Annotated in this window: 11 protein-coding genes; 1 reads left to right on the top strand and 10 read right to left on the bottom strand. The window is 36.0% G+C overall.

Annotation, left to right across the window (positions count from 1 at the left end; genetic code table 11):
• Positions 1-4: 4 nt before the first annotated feature.
• From ABZP37_RS02480 to ABZP37_RS02455, 6 genes are all read right to left on the bottom strand, one after another.
• Complete coding sequence (locus ABZP37_RS02480; protein WP_366185339.1) at positions 5-1,282, bottom strand: MFS transporter; 1,278 nt, start codon at positions 1,280-1,282, stop codon at positions 5-7.
• The gene (gene recJ / locus ABZP37_RS02475; protein WP_366185337.1) at positions 1,279-2,970 is read right to left on the bottom strand and encodes a single-stranded-DNA-specific exonuclease RecJ; all 1,692 of its coding nucleotides are present in this window, start codon (positions 2,968-2,970) and stop codon (positions 1,279-1,281) included. The genes ABZP37_RS02480 and recJ overlap by 4 nt, the downstream gene beginning before the upstream one ends.
• Positions 2,971-3,078: 108 nt before the next feature.
• On the bottom strand, positions 3,079-3,423 hold the full coding sequence (locus ABZP37_RS02470; protein WP_366185335.1) for a HopJ type III effector protein: 345 nt from the start codon (positions 3,421-3,423) through the stop codon (positions 3,079-3,081).
• A 12-nt stretch (positions 3,424-3,435) separates the two neighbouring features.
• Positions 3,436-4,491, bottom strand: coding sequence for an NAD(P)/FAD-dependent oxidoreductase (locus ABZP37_RS02465; protein WP_366185333.1), 1,056 nt, complete (start codon positions 4,489-4,491; stop codon positions 3,436-3,438).
• Position 4,492: 1 nt separating this feature from the next.
• Positions 4,493-5,206: a 16S rRNA (cytidine(1402)-2'-O)-methyltransferase gene (gene rsmI, locus ABZP37_RS02460; protein ID WP_366185331.1), complete on the bottom strand. Its 714-nt coding sequence runs from the start codon at positions 5,204-5,206 to the stop codon at positions 4,493-4,495.
• A gap of 96 nt (positions 5,207-5,302) precedes the next feature.
• Entirely contained in the window at positions 5,303-6,400 is a 1,098-nt protein-coding gene (locus tag ABZP37_RS02455) for a hypothetical protein (protein WP_366185329.1), read from the bottom strand.
• A gap of 197 nt (positions 6,401-6,597) precedes the next feature.
• Here ABZP37_RS02455 and ABZP37_RS02450 point away from each other — a divergent pair, with 197 nt between their 5' ends.
• Positions 6,598-7,188: a thymidine kinase gene (locus tag ABZP37_RS02450; RefSeq protein WP_366185327.1), complete on the top strand. Its 591-nt coding sequence runs from the start codon at positions 6,598-6,600 to the stop codon at positions 7,186-7,188.
• 61 nt (positions 7,189-7,249) lie between these two features.
• Here ABZP37_RS02450 and rpoN read toward each other — a convergent pair whose 3' ends face one another.
• From rpoN to ABZP37_RS02430, 4 genes are all read right to left on the bottom strand, one after another.
• On the bottom strand, positions 7,250-8,719 hold the full coding sequence (gene rpoN, locus ABZP37_RS02445; protein ID WP_366185325.1) for an RNA polymerase factor sigma-54: 1,470 nt from the start codon (positions 8,717-8,719) through the stop codon (positions 7,250-7,252).
• Positions 8,720-8,806: 87 nt separating this feature from the next.
• Entirely contained in the window at positions 8,807-10,252 is a 1,446-nt protein-coding gene (gene asnS / locus ABZP37_RS02440) for an asparagine--tRNA ligase (RefSeq protein ID WP_366185323.1), read from the bottom strand.
• Between the two features lie 290 nt (positions 10,253-10,542).
• Entirely contained in the window at positions 10,543-10,821 is a 279-nt protein-coding gene (locus tag ABZP37_RS02435; protein WP_366185321.1) for a hypothetical protein, read from the bottom strand.
• Between the two features lie 144 nt (positions 10,822-10,965).
• Positions 10,966-13,587 carry a glucosidase gene (locus ABZP37_RS02430; RefSeq protein WP_366185319.1) on the bottom strand — a complete coding sequence of 874 codons (2,622 nt, stop codon included), beginning with the start codon at positions 13,585-13,587 and terminating at the stop codon, positions 10,966-10,968.
• Positions 13,588-13,717 lie beyond the last annotated feature (130 nt).

Below are 13,717 nucleotides of genomic sequence, written 5' to 3'. Positions count from 1 at the left end.
TGAATTAGGCCTCTTCCTTAGTATTCATTTCATCGGTTAAGTCCAGCTTTCTAAAAGTGGGAGAAAATGAGCCTGTCAAGATAACAACTAAAAGTGTCATGCTCCCACCAAAAACAACAGCGGTTACAGTTCCCATCAATCTAGCAGTTAATCCACTTTCAAATGCGCCTAATTCATTAGAAGAACCTACAAACATTGAATTTACGGCAGATACTCGGCCACGCATGTTGTCAGGAGTTTTTAAGAAAAGTATAGTCTGGCGTATCACAACTGAAATTCCATCAAATACACCACTTAAAAACAAAGCCAAAAGTGATACCCAAAAAATGGTAGATAGTCCAAATACAATGATGCTAACTCCAAAACCAAAAATGGCGGCCAGCAGTTTGATACCAGCATTAGTATTCAAAGGAACATAAGCAGTAACCAGCATAGTCAAAAAAGCCCCCACTGCTGGAGCTGCTCTTAAAAAACCAAAACCTTCAGGGCCCACTTTTAAAATATCTTGGGCAAAAACAGGTAATAACGCCACTGCTCCTCCAAAAAGTACGGATACCATGTCAAGTGTGATGGCACCCAGTACGGTTTTATTATTAAATACAAATCTGATTCCTTCACCCAAACTTTGCATTATGGGTTCGCCAATCTTGGGGTTCAAAATAGGTTTTCGCTCTATTTGGGATAATCCTAATAAAGCTATAATCGAACAAATAAATACGGAACACATAGACCAATGTACTCCAATTAAATGAATCGAAAATCCGGCTATTGCCGGTCCAACAACGGAACCAATTTGCCAAACCGAACTACTCCAAGTAGCGGCATTGGGATATACTTTTTTAGGAACGATTAAGGATAAAAGGGAAAAGATAGTGGGACCAATAAAGGCACGCACTAATCCACCTAAAAACACCATGAAATAAATGGCGTAAAGAATAGTTTCAATGTTGTAATCTGCAATTACTGTAGGCCAAGTCAATAAAAACAAGCCAAAACTAATCACTGAAAATGCCAAAATACACTTCAATAACATGCCTTTCTTTTCTTTTTGATCCACTATATGTCCTGCAAATAGTGCCATTGAAACGGCCGGAATCACTTCCATTAATCCTATTAATCCTAATGACAATGGATCTTTAGTAATACTATATACCTGCCATTCGATAACAATAAATTGCATCGACCAAGCAAATACCATTGCAAATCTGACTAGTAAAAAGGTATTGAATTCTTTGTACCGTAAGGCTTCGTAAGGGTCTTTCTTTATTTTTTCAAAACTCATGCTCTAATATCTTTTAATCGTAGTTGGGTAGTAATGTTTCCGTTCCACTCGTTTTCGTCTACACAATAAACCGCTTCAAAGGGTTTTTGATTGGAGATTACTTCCATTTTTTTACCCAATCCAAAACCAATGGAGGCAATTCCTCCAGAATTATTTTGTTTGACAAATAGTCTGATATGTTCGTCATCTTTGCCCATTTTTTTAGCATAACCCGTGTCAATAACATTTTTGCTCAAGAAAACGGGTGTCATATTTAGTGGACCAAAAGGTTCGAATTGTTTCAATATTCGAATGAATTTCGGGCTGATATTATCAAAGTCAATTTCGGCATCGACTTCAATTTCAGGGATGCGTTGCTCTGGTAAAATAGTTTCTTGTACTTGTTTTTCAAATGCCGCTTTGAAAATGGAGTAATTTTCGGCTTGTAAAGTCATTCCTGCGGCGTACATATGTCCGCCAAATTGCTCTAAATGTTCCGCACAAGCTTCGAGTGCATTGTAAACATCAAATCCTTTTACAGAACGAGCTGAAGCTGCATATTTTTCACCACTTTTAGTGAAAACTAAAGTTGGACGATAATGAGTTTCTATCAATCGAGAAGCTACAATTCCTATAACTCCTTTGTGCCAATCTTCTTGAAAAACAACTGTTGAAAAACATTCTTCTTCGTTGTTTGTTACAATCTGGTTCAAGGCCTCTTTCGTGATTTGTTGATCCAGTCCTTTGCGATCGGTATTGTATTGCTCAATCTCTGAAGCAAATTGCTGGGCCTGTTCAAAGTCAAATTCGGTTAACAATTCCACTGCATGATTGCCATGTTTGATTCGGCCAGCAGCGTTTATTCTTGGAGCAATAATAAAAACTACATCCGTAATGTCGAGAGTTTGTTTTTTGACTTGATGCACTAATGCTTTAATTCCTGGTCGAGGATTGCTATTAATTACTTGTAAACCAAAGTAAGTCAATACCCTATTCTCTCCTGTCATAGGAACAATGTCTGCAGCGATGGCAGTAGCAACCAAATCTAGATAAGGGATTAAATCGTCTATTGTTTGGTTTTTATTTATTCCTAAGGCTTGAATCAATTTGAAACCTACGCCACAACCACATAATTCGTCATAAGGGTAGGAGCAGTCGTCTCGTTTTGGATCTAAAACAGCAACAGCATCTGGCAATTGGTCACCTGGCCTGTGGTGGTCACAAATGATAAAGTCTATGTTTTTTTCTTTGGCATATGCTACATGTTCGATGGATTTTATACCACAATCCAAAGCGATGATTAGTGAGAATCCATTGTCTTTGGCAAAATCAATTCCTTTGAAGGAAACACCATAACCTTCTAAATATCGGTCAGGAATATAAGTGGCAACATCGGGATAATAGGTTTTTAGGTAGGAAGAAACTAAGGAAACCGCCGTTGTTCCATCCACATCATAATCTCCAAAAACAAGAATGCGTTCTTGATTAGCAATTGCCTGTTCAATTCTATGGACGGCTTTGTCCATGTCTTTCATCAAATACGGATCGTGTAAATGGCTCAACGACGGGCGAAAGAAAACTTTAGCTTCTTCAAAAGTCTCAATGCCACGTTGTACTAATAATGTAGCTACAAATTCTTCCACATTTAAGGCTTGTGCCAAATGCTGAATTTTTTCTTGGGAAGGTTTGGGTTTAATGGTCCACCGCATTTGATTTTTGATTTTATAATGAAGAGTATGTTGAATTTTGCCAATTCTAACGAAGGCGAGAATCATTTATGGCTTTCGACTTCAAAGAGTCTGACAGCTAATGCTGATTTATTTTAATTCTAAAGCTTCCCCTTCAAACTGAATACCATCCCAGCCTGAAACCATAAAATTTCTAATATTTTGATGGTTGTTTCCTTGAGGATCTCCTAGAACTTCTTCAAAATAATAAGCACCAAAACAAGTTAGGGTTTGTTCTTGAGTCAAATTTTGTGCTTTTGCGAAAGCAAATAATTTACAAGAACCTGAATTTGTTCCTACAGCATTATGTGTGTTTCCATTTTGAAAAGCAGTTGGAGTAAAGTTGTAATTTTCTTCAATTATAGCAATGGTATCTGTAAATACAATTGATTTTGGGGTCTTATTTAGTTGATCTAAAAAAATGGCTAGTGTCATAAATATATGTTTTTATTCGAATTTTGAAATTATTGTTTGGGCTGCTACAATTGCTCCATCCATATAGCCAGGATTTTGAGAGGCAGTTTCAGAGCCAGCAAAAAACAGCTTATCATTGTATAAAGACTTTTGATATTCTGGGTGTCCATTGTTTTTATGTGCCAGTACCAAGCTATCGTATGAGAAAAAAGCAAGTGGGTCTTCCTTCCAAACTTTTTCGTGATATTCTACATGGTTTTCTGCTTCAGCACCAAAGTATTTAACTAACTGTGTAAGTACTTTTTCTTTTCGTTCTTCTTTGGTTAGAACATTAGTTCCGCCATTGAGAAAACCTTTTAAAGCGAAGCCTTTATTGTCAAACGTACTATGGTCATACATTTCGGTAATAATCCCGACATGGCTAAACAATGCGCCCGAGTACTGTTTGTTTCTCCAAAAAGGAGTCACATATTCTACAGCAAATTTTATAGATTCGCCCATCCAAGTATGCGTGTTTTGAGCTAAATCCTGAAATGATTCAGGTAGTTTTGGATCATAGTCAATCGTACTAACTGCCAAATTGGGAGGTAACGTCATTATTACTTTTGGAGTAAAATAAGTATTTCCATTAGAATCTGTGAGCTCTATTTGGTCGCCCTTTTCTTTGATGTCAATTATTTTTGTGTTTTTCTTAATGTTTTCCAAACCAATTTTTGATACTAATTTTTCAATTAATACAGATGTACCTCCTGCTAAGCGATAAGAAGGTTCATCAGAATCTGGAATTTCAAATTTTTGTGGAGGCACGAAGGACATAGTTTCAAATAAAGAAATACCTTTCGTATGCTGTTTAAAAAAATCTAATTCTAATTCATCAAGGAATCGTAACAATGTAGGGTGTTGTTCCCCAAACCAAGTAGCTCCCATTTCTATTGTAACATTGGTTATACCGGTTACAGTTTGAATTCGCCCTCCTAGTTGACTACTTGCTTCCAAAACTAGAACTCCCAATCCTTTTTTATGCAATAAGTAGGCAGCTGTTAATCCAGCCAAACCACCCCCGATAATAATTATTTTGGAATTAGTCATATTATTCTTCTACTGAAAACTTCTTTTTCTTTGGTTCTTTGATAATGGTTTTGCCAGCTACGACTACTACTATTTCACCTCTTGGAGCTGTTTTTTCGAAGTGTGTAAGTACTTCGCGAGCAGTACCTCTTACATTCTCTTCGTGTAATTTGGATAGTTCTCGAGACACGCAAATTTGGCGGTCTTCGCCAAAGTAAGTTATGAATTCCGCTAAAGTTTTTAATAATTTATGAGGAGAAACATAAAGAATCATGGTTCTTGTTTCTTCGGATAATTCTAAATAACGGGTTTGTCTTCCTTTTTTTTCAGGTAAAAAACCTTCAAATATAAATTTGTCATTGGGTAATCCACTATTTACTAAAGCAGGGACAAAGGCAGTTGCTCCAGGTAAACATTCTACCGTAACTCCATTTTCTACACAAGCACGGGTGAGTAAAAAACCAGGATCAGAAATAGCAGGAGTTCCAGCATCTGAAATTAGGGCGATGGTTTCGCCAGCCTTCATTCGTGCAATTAAGTTTTCAACGGTTTTATGCTCGTTATGCATATGATGGCTGTGCATGTGTGTGCCAATCTCAAAATGTTTTAAGAGTTTTCCGCTAGTGCGCGTATCTTCGGCGAGAATCAAATCTGCTTCTTTGAGCACTCTAATGGCTCTGAAAGTCATGTCTTCGAGGTTGCCAATAGGAGTGGGAACTATAAATAATTTAGCCATAGTAAATTAACATTGGTTTATAAATAATTATTAGCCACAGATTCATGATGAAATATGAACTTGTGGCTAATTTATTTTTTAATAGCTGAATGAGGATTACAAAAATTTCTTTTCGATAATATCCATGAAACGCTCTTCGTAATCCGTTTTTCCTTTCCAGTCGTTATAATCTGGTTTGACCATTTCTTCGATGAAAGCTTTGGTCTCATAAAAGTTGTCAAAAGTGATAATCTGGCTCAAGACCCTGTTGTAATCTTCAATGCTATTAGCAAAAAGATGCTTTACAAAAGCAATTTGGTCGTTCAGATCAATGTCAATTCCTTTAGAGAGTTTATCATTCAATGAAACTACTTTTGCCGAAGGTTTTTCAATTATAGTTTGTGTTGAAGTACTAACTTCTTCAATGGTAGTTGTATTGTTAATTGCTTCGAATATTGGAGTAGGTGGAATAGCTTGTATTTTATCTACTTTTACGAATTGAGGTTCATTATAATTGCCACCTAATAAATCTTCAAAAGAAATTTGGATAGCTTGTCCTTTCTTAGGGGTTTCTATTTCCGTTTTTTCGTCTTCAGGTTCGTTATTTAAGCTAAAATTAGGGGTAAAACTTGGAGGAGTTGTTGGTTCTGGTTTTTCTTCTGCAGTAACTTCTTTTTCAACTTCTTCAACTTCATCTTCGATTGCAGAGATTTCAATTTGTTCCTCTATGTCTTCAATTTCAACTTCAGTTTCTTCTTCAACTTCAATTTCCTCTTCGATTGCAGAGATTTCAATTTCTTCCTCTAGATCTTCAATTTCAACTTCAGTTTCTTCTTTTGGGGTTGCTATAATCTCTTCTACAATCGGCTCAATTTCCTCTTCAGTAATATTAGAAACTTCGACAGCAACTATAACTTCTTCAGTAATTGGTTCTTCCACCGCAGTTTCTTCAATGCTATTTTCTTCTATCAGCGTAGCTATTTTTGATTCTATCATCGCTTCGTTATCATAGAAGTTTTCTACATCGGTCACAATAGCGGCCTGTCCAATAGTTGGTTTTACTTCACCATATTGCTCTTCTACAAATCGCAATACGGATAGTTTTTCATACAGTTTTTGGGTTTCCAAAAACAGTTGGTTTATATCGGATTTGTTTTTAAGTTGTAATATTCGGTGTGCAATGCTTATTAAATCAGCTTCCAATCTTTTTTTCATAACAGTAGAATTATAATATATAGCGAATGTTGTAAAGTTAGTTTCTCGAAAATGATACCGTTTTAATAGATGTATCGTCCATTAATTGATAAAAATTTTCTACTTTTGAGATAGTACAAAAGTACAAAATTTCAAGTGCTTTTATCAAGCTACAAAGTAATAAAAACTATTCATTTTTTAAGTAAGAAAAAAATAAAATGTTTCTCGAAAATACAGTAAATCATAAAGAGCAGTTTGGTTGGATTGAAGTGATAAGTGGTTCGATGTTTTCGGGCAAAACAGAGGAATTAATTCGTCGACTTAAAAGAGCCCAGTTTGCCAAACAAAAAGTGGAAATTTTCAAACCATCCATCGATACAAGGTATCATGATGAAAAAGTAATTTCACATGATGCAAATGAATTTCGTTCTACAGCGGTTCCTGCAGCGGCTAATATTGCGATTTTAGCACAAGGTTGTGATGTTGTAGGAATTGATGAAGCGCAGTTTTTTGACGACGAAATTGTTACGGTTTGCAATGATTTGGCTAATCAAGGTATTCGTGTAATTGTAGCAGGATTAGATATGGATTTCAAAGGTAATCCTTTTGGTCCAATGCCAGCTTTGATGGCTACAGCCGAATATGTAACCAAAGTACATGCGGTATGTACTAGAACAGGAAATTTAGCTCATTTTAGTTTTAGGAAAAATGACAATGATAAATTGGTCATGTTAGGAGAAACTGAAGAGTATGAACCTTTGAGTCGAGGTGCCTATTATCGAGCGATGCATCCTAATATAGAAAAATAGAAATAAGAAAATCCGACAAGCTAAAGTACTTGTCGGATTTTTTGTGAAATATTTCAAAAATCTAAATCTTCTTCCTCATTCTAGCCACTGGTATATCCAATTGTTCTCTATATTTTGCAATCGTTCTTCTAGCAATAGGGTATCCTTTTTCTTTGAGTAAATCGGCTAATTGATCATCCGGATAAGGTTTCTTCTTGTCTTCTTCTTCGATGATATTTTGCAATATTTTTTTGATTTCAAGGGTAGAAACATCTTCGCCTTGGTCATTTTTCATGGCTTCAGAGAAAAATTCTTTGATTAATTTGGTTCCATATGGAGTTTCTACATATTTACTATTTGCTACACGAGAAATAGTCGAAATGTCTAAACCAACCAAATCCGCAATATCTTTCAAAATCATTGGCTTCATCATGGTTTCATCTCCTTCCAAGAAAAAATCTTCTTGATAATGCATGATAGCATTCATGGTCACAAATAAAGTTTCTTGACGCTGTCTAATCGCATCTATAAACCATTTGGCGGAGTCTAGTTTTTGTTTAATAAACTGAACGGCATCTTTCTGGTCGTTCGATTTGTCTCGCGAATCTTTGTAAGTGCGTAACATATCTTGGTAATCCTTGGAAACATGTAGTGAAGGTGCATTACGTCCGTTCAGGGTCAATTCCAATTCCCCTTCAACAATACGAATGGCGAAATCAGGAACCACATTCTCTGTTATTTTATTATTGCCCGTAAAAGAACCACCTGGTTTAGGATTCAAACGCTCTATTTCATGAACTGCTTTTTTAAGTTGCTCATTCGAAACATTGTATTTTTGAATTAGTTTATCATAATGTTTTTTGGTGAAAGCATCAAACTGATTCTCAATAATATCAATTGCTAGATCAACATATTCAGTCGGTGTACGATGTTTTAACTGCAACAACAAACACTCTTGTAAGTCGCGGGCCCCTACACCTGAGGGTTCTAGTTCGTGGATGACATGAAGCATTTTTTCAACCATTACTTCATCTGTATAAAGCCCTTGCGTAAAGGCCATGTCGTCAACCAAGTCGGCAATGCTTCTACGAATGTACCCCATATCGTCAATGCTTCCCACAAGGAATTCAGCAATTTGGCGTTCCTCTTCATTGAGGATAAAGGTGTTTAATTGATTGATTAAATCTTGGTGAAAACTAACGGACGCTACAATTGGAGATTCTCGATCATCGTCATCGTCACTGTAATTGTTGGCTTGGGTCTTGTAATCAGGAGTATCATCGTCACTTAGATATTCATCTATGTTGATATCGTCTGCTTCAATTCTTTCAGCATCATCACTATCATCATATTCGTCATAATCATCGTTTTCGAACTCGTCTTTCTCGTATTCATCTTCTTCATTTCCAGTTTCTAAGGCTGGATTTTCATTCATTTCTTCCAGTAAACGCTGTTCAAAAGCTTGCGTTGGCAATTGAATTAACTTCATCAGCTGTATTTGCTGTGGAGATAATTTCTGTGATAATTTTAAATTTAAGAATTGCTTTAGCATTTTTTTTATTTCTAGTTATGAGTTATAAGTTATGGGTTATGATTGGGGTTTTACGCTTAATTCATAATCCATAATTCATAACTTTTTTTAAAATTCCGCACTTCCAGGTGTTCTCGGGAAAGGTATTACATCTCTAATATTCGTCATTCCCGTTACAAACAGTACTAATCTTTCAAAACCAAGACCAAAACCAGAGTGTACCGCACTACCAAATTTTCTGGTATCAAGGTACCACCATAATTCCTCTTGGTCGATTCCTAGCGCTTTCATTTTTTTGACCAAAACCTCAAAGCGTTCTTCACGTTGTGAGCCACCTACAATTTCTCCAATTCCAGGAAATAGGATGTCCATGGCACGAACAGTTTCTTTTCCGGGTTCTGTATTGTCGTTCAAACGCATGTAAAATGCTTTGATATTAGCTGGGTAATCAAACAAGATTACCGGACATTTAAAATGTTTTTCTACCAAGTAACGTTCGTGTTCCGACTGTAAGTCAGCTCCCCATTCATTGATGATATAATTAAATTTTTTCTTTTTGTTTGGTGTACAATCTCTCAAAATGTCGATTGCTTCAGTGTAAGATACGCGTTTGAAATTATTTTTCAAAACAAAATCCAATTTCTCAAGTAAAGCCATTTCGCTTCTTTCTGCTTGCGGTTTTGATTTTTCTTCCTCCAGCAAACGACCTTCCAAGAATTTCAAATCCTCCGAACATTTCTCCAAAGCATATTTAATCACATACTGAATAAAATCTTCTGCCAAGTCCATGTTGTCTTCCAAATCATTGAAAGCAACCTCTGGTTCAATCATCCAGAATTCCGCCAAATGACGAGAAGTATTCGAGTTTTCCGCTCTAAAAGTAGGTCCAAAAGTATATATCTGACCCAAAGCCATCGCAAAAGTTTCCCCTTCCAATTGTCCCGAAACCGTCAAATTGGTTTCTTTGCCAAAAAAATCTTCTTTATAATTTACTTTTCCGTCCTCCGTTCTTGGCGTTTTGTCAAATGGCAAAGCAGTTACTTTAAACATTTCACCAGCGCCTTCTGCGTCAGAACCTGTTATAATTGGCGTATTCACATACACAAAACCTTTTTCCTGAAAATAACTATGCACCGCAAACGATAATACCGAACGGACTCTCATAATCGCTCCAAAAGCATTCGTTCTTACACGTAAATGTGCATTTTCACGCAAAAATTCCAGCGAGTGTTTCTTAGGTTGCATTGGGAATTTCTCAGGGTCTGAATCTCCAAGAATTTCTAATGTAGAAACTTGAATCTCATATTTTTGTCCTGCACCTTTACTTTCGACCAAAGCTCCCGTTACCGAAACCGCTGCTCCAGTGGTGATTCTTTTCAATAATTCGTCTGATGTATTTTCAAAATCCACCACACATTGTATGTTGTTGATGGTCGAACCATCATTCAAAGCAATAAATTGATTGTTTCTAAAAGTCCTTACCCATCCTTTTGCATTTACTTCCTGTAGGGTCGATACGCTGTTCAGCAAGTCTTTAACCTTGGTATGTCTCATTTTATAGCGATATTAATTATAAAAAACGGGCTGTTTTCAACTACAAATATAAATCTTTTGGAGTTATTTTTCAGGAGCTATTTCCTGCTATCCGCTATATCTTTTACTTTTTGAAAAAAAAAGTAAAAGGATGCCGCTTCTATCAGGGCTAGGCTGTAGTGGAATTATGGTTTATTAATGAAAGAGTTAGTGATTTATACCAAAAAAACTTCCCGTCTTTGTAAGACAGGAAGTTCATACCATCACATTCTAAGATGAATAAAAAGTGAATTCTGTTAAATTCACCACTATTATCTTCTTCCTGTTGCTAGTCCACTCGCAGAATCTTTGGGTTTTTTAGGTTCCGCCGTAGTAGGTTCAGTTGTATTAGGTTTTTGGTCAATTTGGTTTTTAATATTACTTCTAGATCTATTTATTTCGGCCTCAGCTGCTTGTGGATTTCCGTCACTGCCACCACCGATAGAAACTGTTTGTTTTTGGGTTTTTATAAGTACTGGTTCTGTTGACTGTGCATTTGAAGAGAATATAAATCCAAGAAAAAATGCTGTAAAAATGATAGTAGTTTTCATAATGTTTTGTTTTTAAAATGTTTGATTATACTACTATATCAACAACTATTAAAATTTGTCCCCCCCTTTACTTAAAAAAAATCAAAAAAAAACTTCCCGCCTTTGTAAGACGGGAAGTTCCTGTTCTATAATCTTAAATATTTTCTAATCCTCGTCCAATTCCAGAACCAAGTTAGCAATAAGCGCTGTCCAACCAGTTTGGTGAGAAGCTCCTAATCCTTTACCATTGTCTCCATCAAAGAATTCATAAAAGAAATGTTGGTCTTTAAAATGTTCATCTTTAGTAAAAAGCTTGTTAGGGTCTTCTGAGTGGTATTGGAATTTCCCTTTTTCATTCGGTTCAAAAAGTTTGATTAATCGCTTACTCAATTCGTTTGCAATTTGTTTCAAATTCATTTTAACACCTGATCCTGTAGGGAATTCATACGTATATGTTGGCCCGTAAAAAGTGTAGTATTTACGCAACGACTGAATAATCATGTAGTTCAATGGCATCCAGATAGGACCACGCCAGTTGGAGTTTCCACCAAACATATCGGAGCGACTTTCTCCTGCTTCATATTGAATTTGGTGATGTCCGTGGTGTTGAAAAACAAAAGGATGTTCTTCATGGTATTTAGACAAAGAACGAATTCCGTAATCAGAAAGAAACTCTTTTTCATCTAATAAACGTACTAAAAGATGCTCTAATCTAAATCCTCTCATTATGGAGAATAGATAGTTCCCATCTTCATTAGTGTCATCAATATTGGATATTAACGAAGCCAAATCAGGACGAGTTTTGATAATTTCGTTGGCTCTAGTTTTAAATTTGTTTAATTCCTCAAATAAATCTTTATGAATAATTTCAACAGCAAACAATGGGATGATGCCAACTAACGAACGGACTCTTAGTAAGTCAGTTGCACCACTTGACATTTCAACAACATCATAATAAAAATTATCTTGGTCATCCCATAATGAGATATCTTTTTTTCCAATATGGTGCATTGCCCATGCAATATTTAAAAAGTGTCTGAAAAACTTCACGACTGAATATTCGTAATTTTTATTTGTTTTTGACAATTCTAGCGCCATACGTAGCATGTTTAATGAAAACATGGCCATCCAACTGGTAGCGTCAGCTTGTTGCATTCTGGTAATCCCTTCAGGCATGTGATTGCGGTCAAAAACCCCAATATTATCCAAACCTAAAAATCCACCTTCAAAAAGGTCGGTACCACTTTTATCTTTTTGGTTTACCCACCAAGTAAAGTTAAGCAGTAATTTTTGAAACGCTCTTTCTAGAAATACGGTATCTCCTGTTCCTGTTTTGGCTTTGTCCTTGTCATAAATATTCCAAACCGCCCAAGAATGCACCGGTGGGTTTACATCACTGAAATTCCATTCGTAAGCAGGAATTTGTCCATTGGGATGCATATAACTTTCTTGCAGAACTAATAATAATTGTTCTTTGGCAAAGTAAGGATCAATTTCAACAAAAGACGCCATGTGAAAAGCCAAATCCCAAGCTGCATACCATGGATATTCCCATTTATCAGGCATGGAGATTACGTGACGATTGGTCAAATGTTGCCAACTGAAATTCCTTGTATGGGGTCTTTTTGACGCATCTTCTCCAGGGCCTCCAAAAAACCATTTATGAACATCATAATAGTAAAATTGCTTAGTCCATAACAAGCCTGAAAAAGCTTTTTTAGCTAATTCTCTGCGGTGTTCAGGGATGTCTTTATTGATGATACCATCATAAAACGCTTCACATTCTTGAATTCTTTTGGTAAATTCAGTGTCAAAATTAGCCCAAGGGTGTTCTATAGCTTTTTTGCTAAGGCGTACTCTAATGCTTTTTTCTTCACCTGGTTTTAGGGTTAGTTTGTGCCAAATAGCCATTTTAGATCCATTTTTTTCTGGATTTACCGTTGGCTTTCCATCAACAACGTGGTCATTGATTCCGTCTTTTACATAATCCACCTCGTTTGGTGAATTGTAAATACGTTTGTTATTGGTTTCGTTTTCACAAAATAATTGTTCGCCTTCTTCATGATAAAAGTAATAATTACCATTTCTACTACTTCTAGAGTGTACGGTATCCTCAGTTAAGGATTTCATGTTGGGGCGTGTGAATTGATCGTTGTGTTTCCAGAAATTTCTAAACCATAAATGGGGAAGTACGTGGATTTTGGCTGTTTTTTTGCCTCTGTTCACAACAGTAACTTTCATCAATATATCATCAACATCTGCTTTTGCATATTCGATAAAACAATCAAAATAAGCATTGTTCTTAAAGCTATCTGTGTCAATTAGTTCAAATTCTGATTCCTCTCTACTGCGATTATTTTTCTCCGCTAATTCAGAATATGGAAATTCGTTCTGAGGATATTTGTAAAGGTATTTGGCGTACGAATGGGTAGGAGAGGAAACTTGGTGAAAGTAAAGTTCTTTCACGTCTTCTCCGTGGTTTCCTTGATTATTGGTCAAACCAAATAATCTTTCTTTTATAATAGGGTCTTTGCCATTCCAAAATGCGGGTGCAAGGCACAAGATTTCACGAGAATCACAAAACCCTCCAATACCTTCTTCTCCCCACCTATAAGCATTACTACGTGCTTTGTCATGGTTAATGAACTCCCATGCATTTCCGTCTTCACTATAATCTTCGCGAACAGTTCCCCATTGCCTTTCGGCTAAATATGGCCCCCATTTTTTCCAAGTTTTGTATGTGTCATCAATGGCTAATCTTTCTACTTCAGAAGTGGTATCGGTCATATTCTGTAATTCTAATTGTTAATTGTCTTGTATAATTTAAACTCTATGTAATTAGCGATGTAAATAAAAATAAGTTTTTTTTAAACAAGTTGCTCTTTCAGCGTTTAGTATTTTTTAATTATTGGTAATT

The organism is Flavobacterium ovatum, assembly GCF_040703125.1.
Taxonomy (GTDB): domain Bacteria; phylum Bacteroidota; class Bacteroidia; order Flavobacteriales; family Flavobacteriaceae; genus Flavobacterium; species Flavobacterium ovatum.
This window is presented reverse-complemented; position numbering and strand designations above follow the sequence as displayed.

Coding starts and splice junctions, on each gene's coding strand:
- ABZP37_RS02470 (WP_366185335.1), bottom strand. CDS start 3,423: ATGACACTAGCCATTTTTTTAGATCAACTAAATAAGACCCCAAAATCA.
- rpoN (WP_366185325.1), bottom strand. CDS start 8,719: ATGCTAAAGCAATTCTTAAATTTAAAATTATCACAGAAATTATCTCCA.
- ABZP37_RS02430 (WP_366185319.1), bottom strand. CDS start 13,587: ATGACCGATACCACTTCTGAAGTAGAAAGATTAGCCATTGATGACACA.
- ABZP37_RS02480 (WP_366185339.1), bottom strand. CDS start 1,282: ATGAGTTTTGAAAAAATAAAGAAAGACCCTTACGAAGCCTTACGGTAC.
- ABZP37_RS02455 (WP_366185329.1), bottom strand. CDS start 6,400: ATGAAAAAAAGATTGGAAGCTGATTTAATAAGCATTGCACACCGAATA.
- ABZP37_RS02465 (WP_366185333.1), bottom strand. CDS start 4,491: ATGACTAATTCCAAAATAATTATTATCGGGGGTGGTTTGGCTGGATTA.
- rsmI (WP_366185331.1), bottom strand. CDS start 5,206: ATGGCTAAATTATTTATAGTTCCCACTCCTATTGGCAACCTCGAAGAC.
- ABZP37_RS02435 (WP_366185321.1), bottom strand. CDS start 10,821: ATGAAAACTACTATCATTTTTACAGCATTTTTTCTTGGATTTATATTC.
- asnS (WP_366185323.1), bottom strand. CDS start 10,252: ATGAGACATACCAAGGTTAAAGACTTGCTGAACAGCGTATCGACCCTA.
- recJ (WP_366185337.1), bottom strand. CDS start 2,970: ATGCGGTGGACCATTAAACCCAAACCTTCCCAAGAAAAAATTCAGCAT.
- ABZP37_RS02450 (WP_366185327.1), top strand. CDS start 6,598: ATGTTTCTCGAAAATACAGTAAATCATAAAGAGCAGTTTGGTTGGATT.